Genomic DNA, 25,378 nt, shown 5'->3' with positions numbered 1-25,378 from the left:
CGGCCTTGGCGCCCGTGAGTCGTTGGCCGAGTCGCTCGTTGCGCGCGATCTGCCTGGAAGGACAGCCGGTTCGATTGCCCGGCGTAAATCGTCAGGAAAAGGCGGCATCGCAGCCGCAAACGAAAAAGCCCCGGACTTGAGCCGGGGCTTTTGAAGGATGATCGCAGCGTCAGACGTCGAGCAGCTCATCGCTCGCAAACTCGGCCTTGTCCGAGATGAACGCGAAGCGCGCTTCAGCCCTGGTGCCCATCAGGCGCTCCACCGAATCCGCCGTGGTGTCGCGGTCGTCGGCGAGCAGCACCACCTTCAGCATGGTCCGTTTGGCCGGATCCATGGTGGTCTCCTTGAGCTGCGCCGGCATCATTTCGCCGAGGCCTTTGAAGCGGTTCACCTCGACCTTGGCGTTGGCGTTGAATGCGCTCTTGATCAGCGCCTCCTTATGCGCGTCGTCGCGGGCGTAGACCGATTTCGTGCCATTGGTCAGCTTGTAGAGCGGTGGCACCGCCAGGAAGAGGTGCCCCTCGTCGATCAGCCGCGGCATCTGCCGGTAGAAGAAGGTGATGAGGAGCGAAGCGATGTGGGCGCCGTCGACGTCGGCGTCGGTCATGATGATGATGCGCTGATAGCGCAGATCCTCTTCGCGATAATGCGCAAGCGTGCCGCAGCCGATCGCCTGCACGAGATCCGAGAGCTGGGCGTTCGCCGTCAGCTTGTCCTTGCCGGCAGAGGCGACGTTGAGGATCTTGCCCCGCAGCGGCAGCACGGCCTGGGTCTTGCGGTCGCGCGCCTGCTTGGCGCTGCCGCCGGCCGAGTCGCCCTCGACGATGAAGAGCTCGGAGCCTTCGGTGCCGGCATCGGTGCAGTCCGCGAGCTTGCCCGGCAGGCGCAGCTTCTTGCCGGCGGTTTTGCGCGCGGTCTCCTTTTCCTGGCGGCGGCGCAGCCGCTCCTCGGCGCGATCGATCACGAAGTCGAGCAGCCTGTTGGCCTGGTTCGGGTTGCCCGAGAGCCAATGGTCGAACGGATCCTTCATCGCCTGTTCGACGATGCGCTGGGCTTCGGCGGTGGCGAGACGATCCTTGGTCTGGCCCTGGAATTCCGGCTCGCGCACGAACACCGAGAGCATCACGGCCGCGCCGACCATCACGTCCTCCGACGTGATGGAGGCCGCGCGCTTGCCTTGGCCGGCGCGCTCGGCATGATCCTTCAGGCCGCGCAGCAGCGCGCTGCGCAGGCCCGATTCATGCGTGCCGCCGTCCGGCGTCGGCACCGTGTTGGTGTAGGACGAGAGAAAGCCATCGGCATCCGCGGTCCAGGCAACCGCCCACTCGCAGGCGCCATGCGCGCCGTTACGCCCCGACTTGCCGGAGAAGATGTCGGGATGCACCAGCGTGTCAGCGTGGATCGCTGCGCCGAGATAATCCTTGAGGCCGCCGGGGAAGTGGAACGTTGCCTCCGGCGGCACGTCGTCGATGCCCTTCAAGAGCTCGGGCGCGCAATTCCAGCGGATCTCGACGCCGCCGAACAGGTAGGCCTTGGACCGCGTCATCTTGAACAAGCGCTGCGGCTTGAACGCGGCCTTGGCGCCGAAGATGTCGGTGTCCGGCTTGAAGCGCACGCGCGTGCCGCGGCGGTTGTTGATCTTGCCGAGATCCTCGAGCTTGCCCTTGGGATGGCCGCGCTCGAAATTCATGCGGTAGAGTTTCTGGCTGCGCGCGACCTCGACCTCGAGGCGCGAGGAGAGGGCGTTGACCACGGAGATGCCGACGCCGTGCAGGCCGCCCGAGGTCTCGTAGACCTTTGAATCGAACTTGCCGCCCGAATGCAGCGTGCACATGATGACTTCGAGCGCCGACTTCTTCGGAAATTTTGGATGCGGATCGACGGGGATGCCGCGGCCGTTGTCGGTGACAGTCAGAAAACCGTCGGCGCTTAAGTCGACCTCGATGAAGGTCGCGTGCCCGGCGAGCGCCTCGTCCATCGAGTTGTCGATGACTTCCGCAAAGAGGTGATGCAACGCCTTCTCGTCAGTGCCGCCGATATACATGCCAGGCCGGCGCCGGACCGGTTCCAAGCCCTCCAGCACCTCGATGTCGGCCGCGGTGTAGTCGGCTTCGGCGCCGCCAGCGCGCGCGGCCGCCTTGGCGGGCGCGCGGGGTTTCGGCTCGTTGCCGCCGAACAGGTCGTCTTTTGCTTTGGTTTTCAATTGCTTGGACATATAATCTTGATGCGTTTTGAGGGATCGCGCAGACGGCGAATCGGTTGGCGTGACTATGCCACTTCTGGCTCGAAAAGGTCACCGCGGGGCGGGCCGGCCGAGGTGGTTGTAAGCCAATCCCGGCGATTTTACGCCGCAGGCCCTCCAGTTCCCGGCAATTTGACGTCCGGGTCCACGCTCACAGGGCCTTTGTGACTTGATGTCACACAAGTCCTTGGCTTACCAGTCATTTTCATTATCTGGGTCCTGTCGGGGCGGGAAGGCTATTCTGGAATGGAGCAGTATGCGCACGCACTGGCCGACTTCGTGCGCGCTCACCAGGCCTGGGCAGCTCCGATCGTGTTCCTGCTCGCCTTCGGGGAGTCGCTGGCCTTCATCTCGCTGCTGATCCCGGCCTGGGGTGCGCTGGTGGCGATTGGCGCCCTGATCGGAGCCAGCGGCATCAGCTTCTATCCGGTCTGGATTGCCGGCGGCATCGGCGCAGCGCTCGGTGACTGGGTCTCCTATTGGTTCGGTTACCGCTACAAGGAGAAGGTCGCGCAGATGTGGCCGCTGTCGCGCTATCCGGAACTCCTGCCAAAGGGCGAGGCCTTCGTGCGAAGCTGGGGCGTGCCCAGCATCTTCATCGGTCGCTTCTTCGGGCCCTTGCGCGCCTCGGTGCCGCTCGCCGCCGGCATCTTCGAGATGCCCTATTGGAGCTTTCAAGCGGCGAATTTCGTCTCGGCCCTGGTCTGGTCGGCGGCGCTCTTGCTGTTCGGCGACGTGATCGCCAAGCTGATGGAATGGATATGGCGCCTGATCTGACCGGGCGGCAAGGCCACCCGGTCAGGGCGTAACAAGGCCACCCGGTCAGGGCGTAAAACGACGCCTAAAGCGAGGCATTCCAGATCGACGGGATCCAGCGATAGCCCGAGCCGTCCTTTTCGACGCGGACGAGACCGGGGAAGGCGGCGTGGAAGGCCTGGATCGGCATCTTCTCGGCGATTGCCATGTCGTAGAGCTTGCGCCGGGTCTCCTGCGCCAGCGGCTTGTCGACGTCGGAGGCGATGTTCCACTCGGGATGCTTGACGAAGAGGAACGCCGCGCCAGCGGTGATATCCACCTGCACCAGCACCTTCTCCGAGCCGGAGGCGACGACGAAGGAGTTGTGGCCCGGCGTATGGCCGGGGCTCGCCACCGAGGTGATGCCGGGCGCGACCTCCTTGCCGGACTCGTATTGCGTGACCTTGCGGCCGAGCGCGTCGAACACACGGCGGATGTTCTTGAAGTTGCTCTCGAGAATGGGATTGCCAATCCCCTTGCTCATCTCGCCGTCGTCCATCCAGAACTTCCATTCCACCGCCGGCACCATGATCTCGGCGTTGGGGAAGGCGGGCTTGTTCTCGGCAGAGAGCAGGCCGTTGATGTGATCGCCGTGAAAATGGGAGATGATGACGGTGTCGACGGCCGCGCGGTCGATGCCGGCGGCTGCGAGATTGTTGTGGAACTGGCCGACCTTGCCCTTGGTCTGCGCGAACTGGTCGGCGCCGAGACCGGTGTCGATGACGACCAGCTTGGGCCCGGTGTTGACGACAACAGGATTGAAGGTGTGCGTGACCTTATCGGTCGGCAGATGGTTCTCGGCGAAGATCTTGTTGATGTCGTCCTTGCTGGCACCGGCTGCGTAATTGTCGGGCAGGTTGACCGTGGTGACGCCATCGCAGACCACCGTGACCTGGTGGGTGCCGACATTGTAGCGGTAGAAGCTCGCATTCTGTGCGGCGGCCGGAGGTGCTGCGGCGTTCGCGGACGACGTCTTCACGAAAGGCAGGAGCGCGGAGGCGGCGGCGCCGGCTAGCGTTGCGCGACGGGTGATCTCGGTCATGGCGATGTCCTGGGCTGGGTTGCGAGAGGCACGGGCCGGCGGGCTGTGGCGCGTCGGCCTTTTTCCGAAACCCCCATTGCTAGTGGAAATTCCTCTGCAACCTGATGACATCGGGTGCGGCATCCTGCCGTCACGCCCGATTGGTTTGGACTTGACCCCGGAACCCGCCGGCCGTATAGCCGCGCGTCATGATCAACGCCGCGACCATCCTGTTCGCCCGTCGCCGCCGCCGCAGCTTAGCGGTTTGGGCGGTCGATCGCGTTTGAGATCATCGTCTTTGCCGCTGGATCCGATCCGCGGCATTCTCTCTCCTGTCAGCGCGATCTGATCCGGCGGTCCCCCGAGGAGGCCCAGCAGGAGACCACGATGTACACACCACCCTTTTTCAAGCAGGACCGCGCCGCGAGCCTGAAATTCGCCAATGAGCGCGGCTTCGGCACCATGTGCGCCTTCGATGGCCACAAGCCGGTCGCCTCGCCGCTTCCGTTCTACCTGGCTTATGCCGCTGACGGCACGCCGCACGCCGCCTTTCATCTTGCCCGTCACAATCCGCTGCTAAAGCTTGCGGACGGCGCGACCGCCTGGCTGCTCGCGGTCAACGGTCCCGATGCCTATGTATCGCCCGATTGGTACGTCTCGCCGGATCAGGTGCCGACCTGGCTCTACCAGTCGGTCCACCTGAGCGGACCGGTCAGGCTGTTGTCGGACGACGAGCTGTCGGTGCAGATCGAGGTGCTCAGCGACAAGTTCGAGACCTGGCTGCCGCCGAAGAAGCCGTGGACGTCGGCGAAGATGACGGCCGGCCGGCTGGAAGCAATGAAGAAGGCGATCGTGGGTCTGGTCATGACGGTTGAAGAGGTCGAAGGCAGCTTCAAGCTCAACCAGCATAAATCCGACGCCGACTATACGGCGATCGCCAATGCGCTCGGTGCACAAGCCCATGCCGACGCCAGGGAGATCGCGCAACTGATGCAGGACGTGAGGCCGGAAGCCTTCGCGGACGAAAGCAACAAGCTCGAAAGGAGCGTGCCATGAGCCTCACTGATACCAAGCAAGCACCGACCAGGGGCGCTAACACCAAGCCCGCCACTGTCTTCGTCGATGGCGGCTCCGGCACCACCGGCCTCGGCATCAACGAGCGGCTCAAGCTCCAGGGTGACGTCGCGGTGAAGACGATTGCCGACGACAAGCGCAAGGACCCCGCGGCCAAGAAGGCGCTGATGGAGGAGGTGGATCTCGTCATCCTCTGCCTGCCGGATGACGCTGCCAAGGAAACGGTCGCGCTCATCGACAGCATGGGGCCGTCGGGCCCGAAGGTGCTGGACGCCTCGACCGCGTACCGGGTCGCACCGGATTGGGCCTACGGCTTTCCGGAGTTGACGCCGGACCAGGCCGGCAAGATCAAGGCGGCGAAAAAGGTCTCCAATCCCGGCTGCTATCCGACCGGCGCGATCGCGCTGCTGCGGCCGATCGTCGATGCCGGCCTGCTGCCGCAGGACTATCCCGTCACGGTCAATGCGGTGAGCGGCTATTCCGGCGGCGGCAAGTCGATGATCGCGAGCTTTGAAGACGGCAGCGCGCCGTCCTTCGAGCTCTACGGCCTCGGCTTCGAGCACAAGCATCTGCCGGAGATGCAGCTTTATTCGAACCTGACGCGGCGGCCGATCTTCATTCCCTCCGTCGGCAACTACCGGCAGGGCATGCTGGTCTCCGTGCCGCTCCAGCTGGACACGCTGCCCGGCAAGCCCAGTGGTTTGGACCTGCAGGCCGCGCTGGCAAAACGCTACTCCGGCTCGAAATACGTCTCGGTGATGCCGCTTCAAAACGAGGCGACCAAGGGCGGCCGGCTCGAGCCGGAGGCGCTGAACGAGACCAATCAGCTCGAGCTCTACGTCTTCGCCAGCGACAAATATCACCAGGCGGTGCTGGTGGCCCGGCTCGACAATCTCGGCAAGGGTGCTTCCGGAGCGGCCGTGCAGAACATGCGGCTGATGCTGGGATTGCCGGAGGAGTAGCCGAGCCGCTCCTTCATTTTCCGTCATTGCGAGCGAAGCGAAGCAATCCAGAAATGTTCCGCGCAGAAGCGGTCTGGATTTCTTCGTCGCTTCAGCGCAAAATTGCTACGCAATTTTGTCGCGAACTCCTCGCGATGGCCAGGGGAAGAAGAAGCGTCAAAACACCTTGAAAATCGCCAGCGCCAGCACGGCTTGCGCCAGGAAGCCGACGGTGAAGGCCAGGGTGCGGAAAACCGGGATCCCCAGCGCATAGACGATCAGATGCGCGAGGCGTGACCAGAAGTAAACCGCGCAGGCGAGCACAGTCCATTTCGTGGAATAGTCGATCGCATTCAGGATCAGTACCAGCGGCGCGAACAGCACGAGGTTCTCCACCGCGTTGTCATGCGCGAACATCAGGCGGTTCGCCCAGTCCGCCTGGGGCTTGTCGCCGCGCGAGGGATTGGCCAACGCGCCACTGAGACCTCGGACCTGGTAGCGGTTGATGGTGTAGGGAATCCAAAGGATTCCGGTCAGGATCACAGTCAGTGTCAGCCAGAACAATTCACGCGTCATAACCCGGTCCCCTCGTTTAATCGCCGTCGCAAGAGTGGAGCTTATACGAAGCTGCGGAAGATTCCGCTATGCGCGAACCCTGACATAGCTGCCGGGGGCGTCCTCGATCGGGGGCAGCGCCTCGCTGCCGACGCTGCGTGCCGGGACTTCCTCCGGATCGATTCCGCCGAGCCATTCGCGCCAGTCCGGCCACCATGAACCCTTGTGCTCGACGGCGCCTTTCATCCACTCGGCAACGGTGACGTCCTTGACGTTGTCGTTGGTCCAGTACTGGTATTTGTTCGACGCGGGCGGATTGACCACGCCGGCGATGTGGCCCGAGCCGGACAGCACATATTTCACCGGACCGCCGAAGAACTGCGAGCCATAAAGCACCGACTCGGCCGGCGCGATGTGGTCTTCGCGGGTGGCGAGATTGTAGACGGGCACCATGACTTTGGAGAGATCGAGCAGGGTGTTGTCGAGCACCATCGTGCCGGTGGACAGCCGGTTCTCCAGATAGCAGTTGCGCAGGTAATAGGAATGGTTCGACGCGGTCATGCGCGTTGCGTCCGAATTCCAGTGTAGCAGGTCGAACGCGCTCGGCTGCTGGCCCTTGAGGTAATTACTGACGACGTAGGACCAGATCAGGTCGTTGGAGCGCAGCATGTTGAAGGCCATCGCCATCTTGGAGCCTTCGAGCACGCCGGCCGCCTTCATGTCCTGCTCGAGGGCTGCGATCTGATCCTCGTCGACGAAGACGAGAAGGTCGCCGGCATGGGTGAAGTCCACTTGTGCGGCAAAGAACGTCGCGGAGCTGACGCGCTGGCGGCGCTTCTCGGCGAGCCAGGCCAGCGTGGTCGCGAGCATCGTGCCGCCGACGCAATAGCCGGCGGTGTGCACCTTCAACTCACCGGTCGCGCGCTCGATGACGTCCATCGCCGTGAGCACGCCTTCCTTCATGTAGTCTTCCCAGCTTTTGCTGCCGAGCCCCTTGTCGGGATTGACCCATGAGATCACGAACACGGTGATGCCCTGGTCGACGCACCACTTGATGTAGGATTTTTCCGGCTTGAGATCGAGGATATAGAACTTGTTGATCCACGGCGGCACGATCAGCAGCGGCGTGCGTAGCACCTTCTCCGTCGTCGGCGCATACTGGATCAGCTGCATCATCTCGTTCTGGTAGATCACCTTGCCGGGCGTCGTCGCCATGTTGACGCCGACGACGAGGTTGTCCGGATCGGACTGGCGGATCTTCAGCATGCCCTTGCCGGCAGCGATATCCTCGGCAAGCATCTTCAGGCCGCGCGCGAGATTGTCGCCGGACGTTGCGACCGTCTCGCGCAGCACTTCCGGATTGGTCAGAACGAAATTCGACGGCGACAGCGCGTTGGTGACCTGCTGGATGTAGAACTCCGCCTTGCGGCGGGTCTTTGGATCGAGCCCCTCGGCGTCGCGGACCAGCTCCTGCGCCCATTTGGTCGTGAGCAGATAGAGCTGCATCACGAAATCGAAGAACTGGTTCGACTTCCATTCCGGATCGGCGAAGCGCTTGTCGCGCGGCGAGGGCGCGATCGCGGGCGGAGCGTCCTCGCCGGCCATGCGCCGCGCCGCCGAACCCCAGAGGTCGAGATAGTCCTTGGCGAGCTTGGTCTGGAGATCGGACGAGCGCGTACTGTCCGACAGCCAGTATTCGGCGACCGACGTGAAGGTCTTGATGACCTCGGTGAGCTCGGCCGGCGGGCGATCCTGCACCTCGCCGCTCTCGCGCGGCTTCAGGTAAGCGGCGAGCGCCTTGCCTCCGCTCTCCATCGCCCGCGCAACATTCATCGCGAAGGCTTCCGCATTGAACTTCGTCTCTGACTTGGGCGTGTCGGTGGTGGCGGTACTCATGAGCAGAACAGTAACGATTCATTCCGTATTCGTCACCGCGAAGCTCGCACGTTTGGCGTTAAACACTCTCGAAGATGTGCTGCACTGCGACAAAGTTTCTTGGTTCCGTCACAATCAAGCCGCACCGACCGGGTTGATGGACGCCGGATGATTTCTCGCTCGCACCATTTTTGGGCACAATGGTTTGAGCTTGGACGGGTTGTTGGGTTAAGGTCCGGCAGCCTTGCGTTGGGACGAGGTGGGGATTTCCCAAGTGTTGGCGTTGAGGGACCTGCAAAAGACGCGGCTTGCCTGCTGCGCACTGCTGATCGCGGCGGTGGCGCTGGGCGGCTGTTCGAGTCAGCTTGCCGACCTTACGCCTGCCGATGCGCAGGCGCACCCCAAGGAGCCCGGCTCCTATTTGCCGGTGCACGATCTGCCGCCGGACCGTGATCAAGCAGTCATCCCGCCGGATCAGCGCGCCAAGATCGAGGCCGAGCTTGCGGCGGCGCGCGACCGCCAGGCCACCGCCGCCAAGGACGCCAAGTAAACGAAGGCGCCAGGTAAAGACGCCAGTTGGGGCGCTGCAAGGTAATCGCTGGCGCCCCCGCCACACCGTGCTAAAAAGGCCTGAGTTCAGCCGAGAGTTGGGGCGAAGGAGTTCAGCCCTTGTCGCCGAAAATGGCTCTAGGCCTTTGATGTAGAGGTATTTTCGCCCAGGTGCCGGGTGCCTTTCAAGGGGCCGTCACGGCCCTTTCGTTTCTGTCCAGACCGGTTGCCCGGAGCCCAGAGAGCCATGGAAGAGTTTTACCGCATCCGCCGCCTTCCGCCTTACGTGTTCGAGCAGGTCAACCGGGCCAAGGCCGCCGCACGGAATGCCGGCGCCGACATCATCGACCTCGGCATGGGCAATCCGGACTTGCCGGCACCGGCGCACGTGCTGGAGAAGCTCAAGGAGACCCTCGGCAAGCCGCGCACCGACCGCTACTCGGCCTCCCGCGGCATCCCCGGACTGCGCCGGGCCCAGGCCGGCTATTACGCCCGCCGCTTCGGCGTGAAGCTCAACCCGGACACCCAGGTGGTGGCGACGCTCGGCTCCAAGGAGGGCTTTGCCAACGTGGCGCAGGCGATCACCGCGCCAGGCGACGTCATCCTGTGTCCGAACCCGAGCTACCCGATTCACGCCTTCGGCTTTTTGATGGCGGGCGGCGTGATCCGCTCGGTCCCGTCGGAACCGACACCGCAGTTCTTCGAGGCGGTGGAGCGGGCGATCGTGCACTCGATCCCGAAGCCGCTGGCGCTGGTGGTGTGCTACCCCTCGAACCCGACCGCATATGTCGCGAGCCTCGACTTCTACAAGGACCTCGTCGCGTTCGCGAAGAAGCACGAGATCCTGATCCTGTCCGATCTCGCTTACGCCGAAGTCTATTTCGACGAGAACAACCCGCCGCCCTCGGTGCTCCAGGTGCCCGGCGCGATCGACGTCGCCGTCGAGTTCACTTCGATGTCGAAGACCTATTCGATGGCCGGCTGGCGCATGGGCTTTGCGGTCGGCAACGAGCGCGTCATTGCAGCACTCGGGCGCGTCAAATCCTATCTGGACTACGGCGCCTTCACGCCGATCCAGGTCGCAGCGACCGCCGCGCTGAACGGCCCTGACGATTGCATCAAGGAGATGCGCGACACCTACCGCAAGCGCCGCGACGCGCTGGTGGAGTCGTTCGGCCGCGCCGGCTGGGAGATCCCGCCGCCGGACGCCTCGATGTTCGCCTGGGCGCCGTTGCCGGAAGCCTTCCGCAGCGTCGGCAGCATGCAGTTCGCGACCCTGATGGTGGAGAAATCCGGCGTCGTGGTCTCGCCCGGCGTCGGCTTCGGCGAACATGGCGAAGGATATGTCCGCATCGCCATGGTGGAAAACGAGCAACGGATCAGGCAGGCCGCGCGCGGCGTGCGCCGCTTCCTTGAAAGCGGCATCGAAACGTTGCACAACGTCGTTCCGCTCGCCAACCGGCGTTAATTCTCTTCGACAGGTTTTCTAAAAGCATCATGGTCGCACCCCTGAAAGTGGGCATAGCGGGGCTCGGCACCGTGGGCGCCGAAGTTGTCCGTTTGATTGAAACGCAAGCCCGCGTGCTCGCAGGCCGCAGCGGACGCGGCATTCGTGTCGTCGCGGTCACCGCGCGCTCGAAGGCGAAGAAGCGTAGCCTCGATCTGCGCGATGTCGAATGGGCCCGGGATCCGATGGCGCTGGCCACGCATCCCGGCATCGACTGTTTCGTCGAACTGATGGGCGGTGCCGGCGATCCTGCGCTCTCCGCGGTCGAAGCCGCGCTCAACGCCGGCAAGTCCGTCGTCACCGCCAACAAGGCGCTGCTCGCCAAGCACGGGCTCAAACTGGCAAAAGCCGCTGAAAAGCACGGCGGCGCGCTGAATTTCGAGGCAGCGGTCGGCGCCGCAATCCCCGTCATCAAAACGTTGCGCGAAGGTCTTGCGGGAACCGGCATCAACCGCGTCTACGGCATCCTCAACGGCACCTGCAATTACATCCTGACCCGGATGGAGCAGGAGGGCCTGTCCTTCGCCGAATGTCTGAAGGATGCGCAGCGGCTCGGCTATGCCGAGGCCGATCCGTCCTTCGACGTCGACGGCCACGATACCGCACAAAAGCTCGCCATTCTCGCCAGCCTTGCCTTCGGCACGAAAGTTGCTCAAAGCGCGGTGTATGTCGAAGGTATCTCCTCCATCGCGCCGGAAGATTTGCGCGCCGCCGCGGATCTCGGCTACCGCGTCAAGCTGCTCGGCGTTGCCGTGCGCACCGCCACGGGCATCGAGCAGCGCGTGCATCCGACCATGGTTCCAAAATCCTCCTCGATCGCGCAGGTGATGGGTGTCACCAATGCGGTCACGATCGACGGCGAGGGCATTCCGCCGATTACGCTGGTCGGCCCGGGTGCCGGGGGAGCGGCCACCGCATCCGCGGTCGTTGCCGACATCGCCGACGTCGCGCGCGGTATCCGCGCCAATCCGTTCGGCCGGCCGATCTCGCATCTGTGCGACACAAAAAAGGCGCCGATGGAGCGGCACGAGGGCGGCTACTACATCCGCCTGCTGGCGCGCGATTTCCCGGGCACGGCGGCCGCGATCGCGACCCGGCTTGCCGAACAGAAGATTTCGATCGAGTCGATCGTGCAGCGTCATCCCAATGGCGGCGCCGCTCCGGCAAATGGCAAGGCGGTGCCCGTGCCCGTCATCCTGATCACCTACGCAACGCATGAGGACGCCGTGCGCCGCGCACTCGCGGCCGTGCAGCGCGACAAGGTGATCAGCGGACGGCCGCAGGTCATAAGGATCGAGAAGAACTAGGGCATGCTCCGGATCAGCATGCTGAAATGAGGAGCGCGGTTCGAACGAACCGCTGATGTTGCGAGTTGATGCGGACGGAGATTTCCGTTCAAACCTGTCTTGAAGGAGTGAGCCGATGTCGACCCATATTTCAGTGCCGCCGCACGCGTTGCTCGAGCGCATTCTCACGCTGGAGATCGTGCGTGTGACGGAGCGGGCGGCGGTGTCTTCGGCGCGGCTGCGCGGGCACGGCAATGAGAAGGCGGCCGACCAGGCCGCCGTGGACGCGATGCGGCGCGAGCTCAACAAGCTGCCGATCGAAGGCACCATCGTGATCGGCGAGGGCGAACGCGACGAGGCGCCGATGCTGTTCATCGGCGAGAAGGTCGGCATGAACGCCGGCCCGCAGGTCGACATCGCGGTCGACCCGCTCGAAGGCACCACGCTGTGCGCCAAGAACATGCCGGGCTCGATCGCCACCATGGCGATGGCCGACGGCGGCACGCTGCTGCACGCCCCCGACGTCTACATGCAGAAGCTCGCGATCGGTCCCGGCTACGCCAAGGGCGTCGTCGAGCTCGACGCCACGCCGGCCGAGAACGTCCGCCGTCTCGCCAAGGCCAAGGGCGTGCCGGCGGAGGGGATCACCGTGCTGGTGCTCGACCGTCCGCGCCACGCCAGCATCATCGAGAGCGTGCGCTCGACGGGCGCGGCCGTGCGTCTCATCACTGACGGCGACGTCGCCGGCGTGATCCACTGCGCCGACCCCGACAATACCGGCGTCGACATGTATCTCGGCACCGGCGGCGCGCCGGAAGGCGTGCTTGCGGCCGTGGCGCTGCGCTGCATCGGCGGCCAGATGCAGTGCCGCCTGATCCTCGATTCCGACGAGAAGCGCGAGCGCGCCGCCAAGATGGGCGTCAACGATCCCAAGATGATCTACGGCATCGAGGACATGGCCAGGGGCGACTGCCTGTTTGCCGCCACCGGCGTCACCACGGGCTCGCTGCTCTCGGGCGTGAAATTCCGCAAGGACGGCGTGATCGAGACCGAGACGGTGGTGATGCGCTCCGTCACCGGCACCGTGCGCTACATCAAGGCCGAGCACCGCGAATTGGCGAAGTTCCACCTCGATTGAGGCTGCGACGATCGCGCGCAACGTTCGGCTGACTAACGCCGGACGTTGGTCGCGGATAGGCACCTCCGTCGGGGGCTACGGACTGCGAGGCGGTGCTGGCAAAAACATGAAGGCATCGCGCAAAGTCAGGCCTAACTTCAAAGCCGACTGAAGCACGTCGACTTCTTCCGCAAACGGCCGGAGAAGCAGCTTCGCCGATTGGATATCCCCGCTCGCGAGCGCACGTCGAGCCTTTGCGTCGGCCTCAATATGGGCATCGGTAGCGAGCAAGTTGGACAGCGCGCCCGATATGGCGCCGTCGTAGCTCTCCAATCGGACTTCCGAAACGTAGTGGTCAGGCCGGAGTTTGATTTGATTTTCGCTCTTTGCCGGATCGAAAAGCCCGACCTTGCTCAACATGACCAGCAGAGGATGATTCCGGGCGATCGAGCCCGGAATGATCTCGTAGGTCTTGAGCCTTCCAAATCGATCCGGAACAGATGAGAATGAAATGACCGGCCCGATGTTGAAGCGCGAATTGCGGTGAAGCACGGCAACGCGATGATCAATTTCGGAGTCGGCCTCGAAAACCGCGCCGCTCTTAATCCCGGCGTCGAGGCCGTTTGCGATGAGGTATGACGAAAGCTGGGCAACGCGGACGGTGACGGCGCGTTCCTCGAGCCCATCCACCTCAAATTCGATCTCGCGTCCCGTGAATGCGGACAATCCGACCGTGTAGGCTCCGACGCTTTCACCGCAACGGAAGGGAACGATTTCCATCCACAATCCGAACGGGTGATCTGGAAACGGATCGAACGAGCGGCGCGACTGCTCAAGCCACATCTCGGGGGAGCGGCCACTTTTCCACTCCAGACTACGCCGAGACAGCCCGGCAGCGCTTCGAGCACGCCGCCGACAACGGCCGTTGTAAGGGGAGCATTCTCAACGAGCCCAAGCTTTGGCGTCTCTGCCTTGTTCTCGGCGGAGCCCATTGTCGAGACGATGAGGTGCGCGCGGTGGCGTCCAACCGCTTGGAAAGCCTCCGGCCACACCCAGGAAGCCCGCTGCCACAGCTGCTGATCGAACGGCAGGGGCGCAGGCATCAAGAGGATGGCCATGAGATGATCGCCGGCGCGAATGAACATCGCCTTGTCGGCGTCTTCACTTATTGTGACTTCGCTGCTTTCCCAGCGCAGGCCGGGATGACGGACGCGGAGCGTCTCGATCAGGACTCCCTTGTCGGGGAGGCGGGCGTCCTCAAGCAATACATATGCAACAGCGTTGGTCATGGCAGATGCGTTACACCCCGACTGGTTGAAGCCGGTCATCTTGTTCGTCTTGGACGTGCTTGATGTGCCGGACTAGCGCTGTTGTTGCATGGAACGGATCATGCTTTAAAGCCCTTGGTCTGATCCGAGGCCGCCCGGGGCGCGGGGACTCAGCGGAGCAAAGCATGACCACGACGTCCGATCTTTCCGCCGTCAAAGCCCTTGTCTTCGACGTGTTCGGCACGGTCGTCGACTGGCGCACCAGCCTGATCACCGACTTCATGCGGTGGAGCAGGGGGCGCGGCATCAGCGCCGACTGGACCGCGCTGGTCGACGGCTGGCGCGGCATGTACATGGCCTCCATGGATGACGTGCGCCAGCACCCCGAGCGCGGCTATGTCATGCTCGACGATTTGCATCGCCGCTCGCTGGAAAAGCTGGTCGAGAAGTTTGCGATCAAGGGCCTGACCGAGGCCGATCTCGATTATCTCACCAAGGGCTGGCACCGCCTGCATCCCTGGCCCGACAGCGTCGCCGGCCTGACGCGGTTGAAATCGAAGTTCGTGATCTCGCCGCTGTCGAACGGCAACGTCGCGCTGCTCACCAACATGGCGAAGTTCGCGGGCCTGCCCTGGGACCTGATCATGTCCGCCGAACTGTTCGAGCATTACAAGCCGGATCCCGAAACCTATCTCGGCGCCGCGCGCCTGCTCGGCTTCAAGCCAGCGCAGGTGATGATGGTCGCCGCCCACAACGGCGACCTCGCCGCCGCGCAGAAGAACGGCCTGAAGACGGCGTTTGTGGCGCGGCCGACGGAATATGGTGCGTTGCAGAAGGTCGATTTTGAAGCGACCGGCAACTGGGACATCGTCGCCAGGGATTTTGGCGGGATCGCCGACAGGCTGGGCTGCTAGTGAGGAACGCCCCGCCTTAGGCATCCTTGGCTGAGAGCAGCTCTCACGGCTATGCCTGCGGCAATCGCGGCGTTGTGGCCACGAAACTATTTCTTTCGGAGAAATCTACCCACCAGTCGCGCAGCCTGAGGTGCTTCCAAAGCAGCGTTTTGCCTTCAGGCGCCAATACAAAGTAGCCGATGATTGGCGCGAGATGGATGTCAGCGAGCGAGAGTTGATGGCCGCAGAGGTATGGTCCCTCGACGAGGGTTCTCTCCAATGCTGACAGGATCCTCGGCGTGGCTTCGAGGCCTTTTCGAAATTCGCTCTCGTCCGCCGGCAATCCCATGCGCGGCCTGAAAACCCCGTGAGAGAAGACTTGCCTCACCAGAGGCCAGTAGGCGTAGCTGTCCACGATCGACATGATTTGATTGCAACGCGCCCGCGTTCTCGGCTCCATGGATTGAAGCTTTGGCCCTTCAAAGGCTTCATCCACATAGCGCGTGATGGCGCCCGTTTCGTAGACGACGAAGCCATCATGAACCAGCGCGGGAACGCGCGTGAAGGGATGCATTGCAAGGTAGCTTGCAGGGATATTCTGCGCGAATGGATTGACCTCGACCCAATCGTACGCCACCCGCTTTTCATGGAGAGCCAGGCGGACGATCCGGGAGTAGACGCTGTATTGGTAGCCGTGCAACCCAATCGCCATGCAACGCGCTCCTAGTCTCCAGGATTGCCCGATACTGGCAGGTTCACAAGCCGTTGTGACCTCTCCCTCACGCGATCTTCAGCGCGAGCTCGCTCCCGTCCGTCTCCGCAAATCCGGCTTGCAAGACCTCTTCGCGCTTATGGCGCAGATGCGCGCGCAGGATGTGGGAGAGGCCGACGCCATCGCGCCGCTGTAGCGCGTTCAGAATGGCTTCGTGCTCGCTAACCGCGACCGCCCAGCGTTGCGGCGTCATCGGCGTGACGTAGCGCGCGCGGCGAATGCGCGCGGTCACGGAGGCATAGAGCCCCGAGAGCACGGGATTTCCGGCGGCGGCGACGATCGCCTCGTGGATGGCGCGGTTGCCGCGATAGTACTGAATCAAATCGCCCTCGCGATAGCGCTGCACCATCGACGCGTGTGCGGCGGCAATCTCGTCGATCTCCGCGTCGGTGATGCGCTCGCAGGCGAGTTCGCCGGCGAGTGCCTCGAGGCCCTGGCAGACCTCGAACAGGTCGCGCATGTCCTTGTCGGTCAGCTTCGCCGCGCGCGAGCCGCGATGGGGCAGCAAATGCACCAGGCCTTCGGCGGCGAGGACCTTGAGCGCTTCGCGCAGCGGCGTCCGCGAAATCTGCAGCCGGTCGCATAGCTCGCGCTCGGGAATGCGGGCGCCGGGCGGGATTTCGCCGTCGAGCAGAATGGCGCGAATGCGCCCGACGACCTCCTCATGAAGCATGGAGTGGAGCCTTGTTTTGCATGCAAAAGTCGTGTTAATTGCCGATGTAATACAAGATTGAGCTTGTAAATATCACATTTTGCATTCAAAAATGAAAAAATATAAAGGACTTGGGAGATGGACCAACAGGCCGCGGTGACGGAAGACCTCGTTTTTGAACGCGACGGCGATATCGGGCGGATCGTCTTCAACCGCCCGCAGGCGCGGAACGCGTTCACCTTCGCAATGTACGAGCGGCTGGCGGACATTTGCCAACAGGCCAATGAGGATCATTCGATCAAGGTGCTGGTGCTCCGCGGCGCCGGCGACAAGGCCTTCGCCTCGGGAACCGACATCAATCAGTTCCGTGAATTCAAAACACCGCAGGATGCGCTCGACTACGAGAACCGGATTGATCGGGTCCTTACCGTGCTCGAGCAATGCCGGGTTCCGACCATCGCGGCGATCAACGGGTTCTGCACCGGGGGCGGGGCAGGCATCGCCGCGGCCTGCGATCTGCGCATCGGCACCCGCAGCACGAAAATCGGATTCCCCATCGCAAGGACGCTCGGCAACTGCCTGTCGATGTCCAATATTAGCCGCCTCACGTCGCTCATCGGTGCTGCACGGGTCAAGGATCTGATCTTCACGGCGCGCCTCGTCGAAGCCGCCGAGGCTGCAAGCGTCGGGCTGCTCACTGAAGTCGTCGAGGACATCGCGGCGCTCGACCGGCGTGCCGACGAAGTCGCCCGGCTCCTTGCCGGTCATGCGCCCCTGACGCTCAACGCGACCAAGCAGGCGGTTGCCCGGCTGCAACGGCGGCTGACGCGGGAGGAGGGCGAGGACCTGATCCTGACGTGTTACACCAGCGAGGATTTTCGCGAGGGCCTCGACGCATTTCTCACCAAACGCGCGCCGCAATGGCGCGGCGAATAGGGCAGGCCGATGCAAAAGGATCCATCGCAATCCGCTTCTCATCGCTCCGGACCACTCGCGGGTCTCAAGGTCGTTGATCTCACCCATGTCATGGCAGGTCCGACCTGCACCTTGATGCTCGCCGACATGGGCGCCGACGTCATCAAGATCGAAAAGTCACCCAATGGCGACGATACCCGCCACTCGGTGCCGCCGAAAATCGGCGACGAGGCGGCCTCGTTCCTGATGATGAACCGCAACAAGCGCGGCATCGTGCTGGATCTGAAAACCGATGGCGGCAAGCGCGTCCTGCGGCGGCTGATCGCGAATGCCGACGTGCTGGTCGAGAATTTTGCGCCCGGTGCCATGGAGCGCCTGGGCTTCGGTTACGAGGAGCTGCACAAAGAGTTCCCGGCGCTGATCTATTGTTCGCTCTCGGGGTTCGGCCGCACCGGCCCCTACAAGGACCGCAGGGGATTCGATCTGGTCGCGCAGGCGATGAGCGGGATCATGAGTTTTACGGGCGAGCGTCCCGACGGTCCGCCGGTGAAGTGCGGGCCGCCGCTGTCCGACATCACCGCCGGCCTGCTCGCGAGTATGGGGATCCTAGCTGCCTATGCGCATCGCCTGAAAACCGGCGAGGGACAATGGGTTGAGACCTCGCTCTATGAAGCCGCGTTGGTGCAGACCTATTGGCAATCGACCATCGCCCTTGCCGCCGGCACGGCGCCGCGCGCGATGGGCTCGGCGCATCCGCTCAACGCGCCATATCAGGCTTTCGAAGCTTCCGACGGCTGGCTCGTGGTCGGCGGCGCCAACAAGAAGCATTGGCTCCTGATGCTGGAGGCGCTCGATGCGACCGAGCTTGCGGCCGACCCGCGCTTCGTCACCGGGGCCGACCGCATGGCGCATCTGAAGGAGCTCGAAGCGGTCTTGAGCGAGCGTTTCCGGACGAGGTCGCGATCGCATTGGCTGGCGGCACTTGACGAGAAGGGCGTGCCATGCGGTCCGGTCCACGACATGCTGGAGGCGTTGAGCGATCCGCAGACCCTCGCACGCGAGATGGTCGTGGAGGTCGAGCATTCGACGCTCGGCCCGGTGAAGACGATCGGGCTTCCGGTCAAATTCTCAAAGACGCCCGGCAAGGTGCGTTCCGGAGCACCGGTCTACGGCGAACATACAAGCGAGGTGCTGGCGGAGTACGGGTTCGACCAGCAGCAGATCGACGCGCTCGAAAAAGAAGGCGCGATCGTTTTGGCATCGAGCAGGCAGGAGGAACGCGTCGCCTGAGCTGACATCGCTACCAATAAACAAGATCAAAAAATCGGGTGGAGGAAAAACATGCGCAATATGTCGATATTTCTGCTGTCTGCGGCCGCCATTGTGCTCGCCGGCATGACTCCCGCCGGCGCGGCCTGGCAGCCGCAGAAGCCGATCGAGTTCGTTGCGACCGCTGGGCCGGGCGGCGGCACGGACAATCTGGCTCGTGCGGTGCAGAACATCATCACCAAGTACAAGCTGACGGACCAGCCGATCGTGGTCGTCAACAAGGGCGGCGGCAGCGGCGCTGAGGGCTATGTGTACGGCAAGGCCTCCGCGGGCGATCCCCACAAGGTCATCTTCGGCACCTCGAACGCCTGGCAGCAACCGCTCGTGTCCAAGGTTGCCTTCAACTACATCGACCTCACGCCGATCGCGGCCATGGCCCAGGACGAGTTCCTGCTCTGGGTCAAGCAGGATTCGCCCTACAAGACGGCAGGCGACTATCTGAAGGCCGCGGCCGCGAACGAATTCAAGATGGGCGGCGCCCAGTCGAAGGACACCGACGAGGTGTTGACGCGCATGATCGAGAAGGTCGGTCACGTCAAACTGACCTACATCCCGTTCAAGAGCGGCGCCGAGGCCGCAGTGCAGCTCGCCGGCGGGCACATCGATTCCCACGTCAACAATCCCAGCGAGAGCCTCGGCCAGTGGCGCGGCGGCACGCAGCGTCCGCTATGCGCCTTCAGCCCGAAGCGGCTGCCGCAGGGCACCAAGATCACCGCGACCGAGGGCTGGAGCGACGTCCCAACCTGCGTCGAACAGGGTCTCGACATCGCGCAATATGAGCAGCCGCGGACGGTGTGGCTGCCCGGCAAAGTCACGCCGGAGCAGGCTGCGTTCTATGTCGATCTGATGAAGAAGGTTCAGGCCACGCCGGAATGGAAGGACTACATCGAGAAGACCTCGCAGGTCGACACGTTTTTGACAGGCGATGCCCTGGATAAGTTCATCAAGCAGGATCTCGAGCACCTCAAGCAAGTTGCGAGTGAGCAGGGCTGGCTTATCAAGTGAGGCGGGCAAGCCTCTTCAAAGGCAGGGCGATTGCAGATGACGAACAACGTGGCGGGCAGGTCGCCTGCGGCCATCCTTCGAGACGCCCGCCTGCGGCGGGCCCTCAGGACGAGGTCGCGTTTTGCAGCGAGATATCAGACCCTCATGGTGAGGAGCCCGCCAAAGCGGGCGTCTCGAACCATCCAGGCCGAGCACGTTCGGCATCTTCCCCGCCGCCACATGCGATAGCCCTGCCTTCAAAGGTACCACGCCATGATATCGCGCCGCGCTCTTGAACTGGCGACCGCCGTCCTCACCGGCAGCTTCGGTGTAGCGGTCGTCGTCTCCAGCCTCGACAACGGCATTGGCTGGTCGAGCGCGGGCGTGGAGTCCGGCACCTTCCCATTCCTGACCGGAGTCATCGTCGTCCTTGGCAGCCTGTACAATCTGGCGCGCGGCGCCCTGCCGGGCTTGACGCTGGCGAGCGTCCCAATCGCTATCACGCCGACCGAACTGCGGCGGCTTGCCGGCCTGTTCGTGCCGGCGGCGATTTTCGTTGCGGCCATGCCGCTGATCGGAATCTACCTCGCCTCGGCCGTCTACATCTTCGTAGTGCTCGCAATTCCGAAGCATCAATCCCCGATGCGTTCGTCAATGATGGCGGCGGCAACCGCGCTCGGGCTCTACGTGGTGTTCGAGCGCATGTTCCAGGTGTCGCTTCCGCACGGCGCGCTCGCCGCCGCGTTCGGGTTCTGACGGAGCGGGTGATGGAAAATCTCCAGGAGCTCCTGCACGGCTTCAACATCGCGATCACCATGCCGCATCTGGCGCTGATGGTGATCGGCGTGCTGCTCGGCATTCTCGTCGGCGTGCTGCCGGGGCTGGGCGCGCCGAACGGCGTGTCGCTGCTGCTGCCGCTGACCTTCGGCATGCAGCCGGTGTCGGCCATCATCCTGCTCTCCAGCATGTATTGGGGCGCACTGTTCGGCGGCTCCGTGACCTCGATCCTGTTCAACATTCCGGGCGAGCCGTCGTCGGTCGCGACCACCTTCGATGGCTATCCGATGGCGCGTGACGGACGGCCGACGACGGCGCTCGCCACGGCGTTCGGCTCGGCCGCATTCGGCGCGCTGGTGGGGGTCATCCTGATCACCTTCCTCGCATCATGGGTGGCCGAGGTCGCGCTCGCCTTCGGGCCGCCGGAATATTTTGCGGTCTATTTCCTGGCCTTTGCGAGCTTCGTCGGCATGGGCGGTGCGGCGCCGATCAAGACCGTCGTTGCGCTGGGAATAGGCTTTGCGATTGCCGCCATCGGCATCGACACCGTCTCCGGCAGCGTGCGCCTCACCATGGGCGTCGACGAACTGGTGAAAGGCGTGAATTTCGTCGTCGCGGTGATGGGTCTGTTCGGCATCGGCGAGCTCTTGGTGGCGGTCGAAGAGGAGTTTCATGCTCGCGCGGTCTCCTCAAAGATCGATTGGCGCGAGGTGTTTCGCGCAGTCGGCCGCCTGCCGAGGCACAGCGTTGCGCTGCTGCGCAGCGCGGCGATCGGATGCTGGATGGGCATCACGCCGGGCGGCCCGACGGCGGCATCGTTCATGAGCTACGGCATCGCCAGGCGTTTCTCGCGGCGCGGACGCTACTTCGGCACGGGCGAGGTCGAGGGCATCATCTCCCCGGAGACGGCCGATCATGCGGCCGGCACCAGCGCGCTGCTGCCGATGCTCTCGCTCGGCATTCCCGGCTCTGCGACCGCGGCGGTGATGATGGGTGGCCTGATGATCTGGGGGCTCAACCCCGGCCCGATGCTGTTTGTCGATCAGAAGGATTTCGTCTGGGGGCTGATCGCCTCGATGTATGTCGGCAACATCGTCGCCGTCGTGCTGGTGTTGCTGACGGTTCCGGTGTTTGCCGCCCTGATGCGGATTCCCTTCGTCGTCATTGCACCGCTGATCGTGATCATCTGCGTGGTCGGTGCTTATTCAGTGTCGAACTCCTATCTCGACGTGGTCATGATGATGGGCTTCGGCATCGTCGGTTATCTCTTCAAGAAGCTGTTCTATCCCCTCGCGCCTTTGGTGCTCGCGATCGTCATCGGCGACAAGGCGGAGGACGCGTTCCGGCAATCGATGCTGATGTCCAAGGGATCGCTTGGAATCTTCTTTGCGAACCGCCTGGTGACGTGCCTGGTCGTGGCCGGCATCGTGCTGCTGCTGCTTCCGCTGGCGTTGCAGCTGGGGCGCATGTTGCTGCGCAAGCCCGCGTTACCCGGCGATCCGACGACAAGTCAGGAAAAGGTGATCATATGACCTCGAAGCCGCTGATCGCACTTGCGATGGGAGATCCCGCCGGCATCAGCCCCGAGCTGACGGCGAAGCTGGTCGCGCTGGACGACATTCGCTCCCGTGGCCGGCTCGTTGTCATCGGCGACCGCCGCATCTTCGACCAAGGCGCCCGAATCGCCGGGGTCAAGCCGGAGCTCAATACGGTCGAGCAGGGGGCCGACGTCCGTGCGGCCGCGGGCGATGCGCTGTTCATTGATCTCGGCCATCTCGATCCCGCGGAGGTCGAACAGGGCACGGCGAGCCTTGCCGGCGGCAGGTTCGCGCTGGCAAATTACCGTCACGCGCTGGAGCTCGCGCGCGACGGGCACGTCGACGCGGTCTGTTTCACGCCGTTCAACAAGCAGGCGATGCGGTTTGCCCGCGCGGACTATGACGATGAGATCGCGTTCTCTGCGGAGGTCGTCGGCCTCAAGACCGCTGCGAGCGAATTCAATGTGCTCGGCGAGCTCTGGAATGCGCGTGTCACCTCGCACATCCCGCTCAAGGACGTCGCCCCGAAACTGTCCAGCGAACGCATCCATCGCGCGCTCCAGCTGACCGATTCATGCATGCGCAACGCTGGTTTCGAGCGCCCGCGCATCGCCGTGGCCGGGCTCAACCCGCACGCCGGCGACGGCGGCAATTTCGGCCGTGAGGAGATCGACGTCATCGCCCCCGCGGTCGCGGCCGGCCAGCGCGAAGGCATTGCCGCCGAGGGGCCGTTCCCGGCCGACACGGTATTTCTGCGCGCCAAGGGTGGCGTCTTCGATGCGGTGCTGACGATGTACCACGACCAGGGTCAGATCGCGATGAAGCTGATGGGTTTCGATCGCGGCGTGACCATGCTCGGCGGTTTCCCGTTTCCGATCTGCACGCCCGCGCACGGCACCGCCTACGACATCGCAGGCCAGGGTATCGCGTCCACCGGCGCCAGCCGCGCCGCGGTGCTGCTTGCGGCTGAGATGGCCGCGCGGCGTGCTATCTTGCGTAGCGGCTCTTCGCGGAGTTCATAGCGCGCAGCCTTGCCGCGTACGTTCCCCTTCTCGCAGGTTTGTCTCCATCGGCCCACTAGTGGTGCGCTGATGCACAACCGTTGTTGAAAAATCGCCAATCCCGTCTGGCCAGGCGCGATCCTAGGTACTCCGCCATGAGTAGAGCGAGAAGGATGGGATCGATGAGTTACGCGATTATAGGTTTTGGTGCGGTTGGCCAGGCTCTCGCGCGAGCATTTGAGCGCCAGGTAATTGAAGTAACCGTTGCAAGCACGCGGCCGCCCGAGGTGCTCGCGCCGCTTGCAGAGGCGATTGGGCCCTCGATCATCCCAAAGTCGTTACAGGATGCGCTTGGCGCCGAGATCGTGATTCTGGCTGTTCCGTTTTGGGCGCACCGGGATGTCGCGAAGCTGGCTGTGAGCTGGCAGGGCAAGATCGTGATCGATGTGACAAACGCGTTCGGTGTTTCGCTGGAAGAGCTTGACGATCTTCCTTCGTCGGTCGTGATATCGAGAGCGTTGAGCGGCGCAAGGTTGGTGAAGGCATTCAACCATCTGCCCGCAGGAATTCTGGGCGCAGACCCCAGCGTCAAGGGCGGGCGGAGGGTCGTATTCCTGTCGAGCGACGACGAAGGCGCGATAGCCCAAGCGGCGGTCCTGGTTGAAGAGCTCGGCTTCGCGCCGGTCGCACTGGGAGGGCTCGCGGAGGGCGGTCTGCTCGTGCAGGCGCGGGGACAGAGCTGGGCGCCGCTTATCTTTCAGGATCTCACGAAATTCAAATAGGAGAACGGTCCGGGCGGCAGATCGGACGGCATGCCTGATGGTATCCTAATGCCGCCGCTTTGCCGACGGGTCAAATGGCGCGCGCAAAAAAGCATGGTGAAAACAACGGTCCGGCTACTGTGCATGGGGTTGTTTTCGCGCTTTTTGTTCGGGGAAGCGAACCGGCCGATGCTTCGGCCGCCTCACGCCCCGCAGATGATCACGCCGTACCAGCCGAGCCCGCGATAGGTCTCGTAGCCCGGCGTCGCATGGAACGCGACCAGGGTGCCCGAGCGGTCCTGATAGAAGCCGGAGCGCTGGCCGTTCAGCGACAGCGCGATCCGCTCGCTCAAAATGCCCTGGCCGTCGGAGGCTGCGATCACGCGAAAATTGGAGTCGACCAGCAGCACGCGCGCCTTGTCGCTGTCGCCGACGCGCACGCCTTGCACGATGGCGCGGGCCTGCGCCTCCCAGTCGAAATGGATGGCGAGCACGCCGACCGGCGCGCCGTTGGCCTGACCGCCGGCGCGGACGCTGGCGCAATAGGTCGCGACCTGCGCGTTGCCGAGCAGCGGCTGGTTCTCGACGTCGCCGGCGACATAGTCGTCGCCGGAGCGCAGGCTCTTGGCCTCGCGAAACCATTTGGTGTGGGCGACGTTCTGGCCGACGACGCGAAAACGATCGGCGCGGCCGTTGGCGATGACGTTGCCGTCGAGATCGCAGAGCCACAGGTCGAGATAGACAGTGTAGGCGCCGAGGATCACGGCGAGGCGCTCTGACGCATGCGAGACGGCGGGAGCGCCCGGGGAGGCCGCGCAATCGACCACGGCGGAGTCGGTCGCCCACCAGCGCACGTCGCAAGTGCGCTCATAGAGATTGCGGTCGATCAGCTCGATCGCGTTCAGGGACAGATCGACCATGCGCTCGCCGCGCGAGCGCTGGCTCATGCGTTCGATCGAGGCAACGAGGTCGCCGGTGCGCTTGGTCAGCTGTGTCTCCAGCTCGCGGGCGATGGTCTCGACCTGCTGGCCGACGCCGCGCACCTCCTGCGCCACCACGGCGAAGCCGGCGCCTTGCACGCCGGCGCGCGAGCTTTCGATCAGCGCGTTGAGCGCCAGCATCTTCATCTGGTTGGTAATCTGCTGGATCGACTTGGTCTTGTCGACCGCGATCTGGTTGACCTCCGCGGTCAGGCGGTTGATCAGTGCGGAGATGTCGGAATCATCGTCCGGCGCAGTGATTCCGTTCGCGATCGGCTTGGCTTTCAGACCCAGCGCTGCAGACATAGGGTAACTTCCCTTGGCAATGAGGCCTGATCTGCAAAGAACCCGGAACTACAAATTACAGATCGAATACGAGACTTTTTCGAGGATTCCGCCTAACGCCTGATTAATTTGCTGTTCGGTGGAATGCCTAAATGGTAGTCAATCCGGCTTGCGGAGCGGCCATCCACCGCTTTGTGCCCGGCTGCCGTTGCAAATCCCGAGGGATTCCCGGCCAATCCCCAAGTGAGTAGCCGGACGCCT

24 protein-coding genes are annotated in these 25,378 nt (G+C 63.6%); 16 read left to right on the top strand and 8 right to left on the bottom strand.

The window, feature by feature from the left end; all coding sequences use genetic code 11:
• Positions 1-169: 169 nt before the first annotated feature.
• On the bottom strand, positions 170-2,215 hold the full coding sequence (gene parE, locus GWG65_RS21880; protein ID WP_275197648.1) for a DNA topoisomerase IV subunit B: 2,046 nt from the start codon (positions 2,213-2,215) through the stop codon (positions 170-172).
• A gap of 273 nt (positions 2,216-2,488) precedes the next feature.
• On the opposite strand from parE, the gene GWG65_RS21875 reads away from it, so the two are divergent.
• On the top strand, positions 2,489-3,019 hold the full coding sequence (locus tag GWG65_RS21875; RefSeq protein ID WP_275197647.1) for a DedA family protein: 531 nt from the start codon (positions 2,489-2,491) through the stop codon (positions 3,017-3,019).
• A 64-nt stretch (positions 3,020-3,083) separates the two neighbouring features.
• On the opposite strand, the gene GWG65_RS21870 is transcribed toward GWG65_RS21875, so the two are convergent.
• Positions 3,084-4,079, bottom strand: a complete 996-nt coding sequence (locus GWG65_RS21870; protein WP_275197646.1) for an MBL fold metallo-hydrolase — start codon at positions 4,077-4,079, stop codon at positions 3,084-3,086.
• Positions 4,080-4,445: 366 nt separating this feature from the next.
• On the opposite strand from GWG65_RS21870, the gene GWG65_RS21865 reads away from it, so the two are divergent.
• Entirely contained in the window at positions 4,446-5,114 is a 669-nt protein-coding gene (locus GWG65_RS21865; protein ID WP_275197645.1) for an FMN-binding negative transcriptional regulator, read from the top strand.
• Positions 5,111-6,094 (top strand): N-acetyl-gamma-glutamyl-phosphate reductase, encoded by a 984-nt coding sequence (gene argC / locus GWG65_RS21860; RefSeq protein ID WP_275197644.1) that lies wholly within the window; start codon positions 5,111-5,113, stop codon positions 6,092-6,094. Before GWG65_RS21865 ends, argC begins: the two co-directional genes overlap by 4 nt.
• Before the next feature lie 156 nt (positions 6,095-6,250).
• Here argC and GWG65_RS21855 read toward each other — a convergent pair whose 3' ends face one another.
• Positions 6,251-6,649, bottom strand: a complete 399-nt coding sequence (locus tag GWG65_RS21855; protein ID WP_275197643.1) for an MAPEG family protein — start codon at positions 6,647-6,649, stop codon at positions 6,251-6,253.
• A gap of 66 nt (positions 6,650-6,715) precedes the next feature.
• Entirely contained in the window at positions 6,716-8,524 is a 1,809-nt protein-coding gene (gene phaC, locus GWG65_RS21850; protein WP_275197642.1) for a class I poly(R)-hydroxyalkanoic acid synthase, read from the bottom strand.
• Between phaC and GWG65_RS21845 the strand changes: the two genes are divergently transcribed.
• The 5 genes from GWG65_RS21845 to glpX all read left to right on the top strand — a co-directional run bounded on the left by GWG65_RS21845 (position 8,523) and on the right by glpX (position 12,983).
• On the top strand, positions 8,523-8,675 hold the full coding sequence (locus tag GWG65_RS21845; protein WP_275197641.1) for a hypothetical protein: 153 nt from the start codon (positions 8,523-8,525) through the stop codon (positions 8,673-8,675). The two genes, phaC and GWG65_RS21845, sit on opposite strands and share 2 nt — an antisense overlap.
• Before the next feature lie 102 nt (positions 8,676-8,777).
• On the top strand, positions 8,778-9,053 hold the full coding sequence (locus GWG65_RS21840) for a hypothetical protein (protein WP_275197640.1): 276 nt from the start codon (positions 8,778-8,780) through the stop codon (positions 9,051-9,053).
• Between the two features lie 246 nt (positions 9,054-9,299).
• Positions 9,300-10,520, top strand: coding sequence for an LL-diaminopimelate aminotransferase (locus GWG65_RS21835; RefSeq protein ID WP_275197639.1), 1,221 nt, complete (start codon positions 9,300-9,302; stop codon positions 10,518-10,520).
• 29 nt (positions 10,521-10,549) lie between these two features.
• On the top strand, positions 10,550-11,866 hold the full coding sequence (locus GWG65_RS21830; protein WP_275197638.1) for a homoserine dehydrogenase: 1,317 nt from the start codon (positions 10,550-10,552) through the stop codon (positions 11,864-11,866).
• 115 nt (positions 11,867-11,981) lie between these two features.
• On the top strand, positions 11,982-12,983 hold the full coding sequence (gene glpX, locus GWG65_RS21825) for a class II fructose-bisphosphatase (RefSeq protein ID WP_275197637.1): 1,002 nt from the start codon (positions 11,982-11,984) through the stop codon (positions 12,981-12,983).
• 75 nt (positions 12,984-13,058) lie between these two features.
• Here the strand turns inward: glpX and GWG65_RS21820 are convergent, their stop codons facing one another.
• A complete protein-coding gene (locus GWG65_RS21820) occupies positions 13,059-13,742 on the bottom strand; it encodes a hypothetical protein (RefSeq protein ID WP_275197636.1) in 684 nt (227 codons plus the stop codon).
• Positions 13,743-14,415: 673 nt separating this feature from the next.
• Between GWG65_RS21820 and GWG65_RS21815 the strand changes: the two genes are divergently transcribed.
• Positions 14,416-15,144 carry a haloacid dehalogenase type II gene (locus GWG65_RS21815; protein ID WP_275197635.1) on the top strand — a complete coding sequence of 243 codons (729 nt, stop codon included), beginning with the start codon at positions 14,416-14,418 and terminating at the stop codon, positions 15,142-15,144.
• Between the two features lie 49 nt (positions 15,145-15,193).
• On the opposite strand, the gene GWG65_RS21810 is transcribed toward GWG65_RS21815, so the two are convergent.
• Entirely contained in the window at positions 15,194-15,835 is a 642-nt protein-coding gene (locus GWG65_RS21810) for a glutathione S-transferase family protein (RefSeq protein ID WP_275197634.1), read from the bottom strand.
• A 67-nt stretch (positions 15,836-15,902) separates the two neighbouring features.
• Positions 15,903-16,568: a GntR family transcriptional regulator gene (locus tag GWG65_RS21805; RefSeq protein WP_275197633.1), complete on the bottom strand. Its 666-nt coding sequence runs from the start codon at positions 16,566-16,568 to the stop codon at positions 15,903-15,905.
• A 117-nt stretch (positions 16,569-16,685) separates the two neighbouring features.
• Between GWG65_RS21805 and GWG65_RS21800 the strand changes: the two genes are divergently transcribed.
• The 7 genes from GWG65_RS21800 to GWG65_RS21770 all read left to right on the top strand — a co-directional run bounded on the left by GWG65_RS21800 (position 16,686) and on the right by GWG65_RS21770 (position 23,873).
• On the top strand, positions 16,686-17,483 hold the full coding sequence (locus GWG65_RS21800) for an enoyl-CoA hydratase/isomerase family protein (protein WP_275197632.1): 798 nt from the start codon (positions 16,686-16,688) through the stop codon (positions 17,481-17,483).
• A 9-nt stretch (positions 17,484-17,492) separates the two neighbouring features.
• Positions 17,493-18,752, top strand: coding sequence for a CoA transferase (locus tag GWG65_RS21795; RefSeq protein ID WP_275197631.1), 1,260 nt, complete (start codon positions 17,493-17,495; stop codon positions 18,750-18,752).
• A 51-nt stretch (positions 18,753-18,803) separates the two neighbouring features.
• Positions 18,804-19,796 carry a tripartite tricarboxylate transporter substrate binding protein gene (locus tag GWG65_RS21790; RefSeq protein WP_275197630.1) on the top strand — a complete coding sequence of 331 codons (993 nt, stop codon included), beginning with the start codon at positions 18,804-18,806 and terminating at the stop codon, positions 19,794-19,796.
• A 252-nt stretch (positions 19,797-20,048) separates the two neighbouring features.
• Positions 20,049-20,531 carry a tripartite tricarboxylate transporter TctB family protein gene (locus tag GWG65_RS21785; RefSeq protein WP_275197629.1) on the top strand — a complete coding sequence of 161 codons (483 nt, stop codon included), beginning with the start codon at positions 20,049-20,051 and terminating at the stop codon, positions 20,529-20,531.
• A gap of 11 nt (positions 20,532-20,542) precedes the next feature.
• Complete coding sequence (locus tag GWG65_RS21780; protein WP_275197628.1) at positions 20,543-22,084, top strand: tripartite tricarboxylate transporter permease; 1,542 nt, start codon at positions 20,543-20,545, stop codon at positions 22,082-22,084.
• Positions 22,081-23,112, top strand: coding sequence for a 4-hydroxythreonine-4-phosphate dehydrogenase PdxA (locus GWG65_RS21775; protein WP_275197627.1), 1,032 nt, complete (start codon positions 22,081-22,083; stop codon positions 23,110-23,112). Before GWG65_RS21780 ends, GWG65_RS21775 begins: the two co-directional genes overlap by 4 nt.
• Before the next feature lie 152 nt (positions 23,113-23,264).
• On the top strand, positions 23,265-23,873 hold the full coding sequence (locus GWG65_RS21770; protein WP_275197626.1) for an NADPH-dependent F420 reductase: 609 nt from the start codon (positions 23,265-23,267) through the stop codon (positions 23,871-23,873).
• Between the two features lie 182 nt (positions 23,874-24,055).
• Here GWG65_RS21770 and GWG65_RS21765 read toward each other — a convergent pair whose 3' ends face one another.
• Complete coding sequence (locus GWG65_RS21765) at positions 24,056-25,138, bottom strand: methyl-accepting chemotaxis protein (protein ID WP_275197625.1); 1,083 nt, start codon at positions 25,136-25,138, stop codon at positions 24,056-24,058.
• Positions 25,139-25,378: the final 240 nt, after the last annotated feature.

The sequence above is a fragment of the Bradyrhizobium sp. CSA207 genome, from assembly GCF_029051685.1.
Classification (GTDB): domain Bacteria; phylum Pseudomonadota; class Alphaproteobacteria; order Rhizobiales; family Xanthobacteraceae; genus Bradyrhizobium.
The sequence above is the reverse complement of the archived record's forward strand: the minus strand, read 5'-3'. Positions and strand labels throughout refer to the sequence as shown.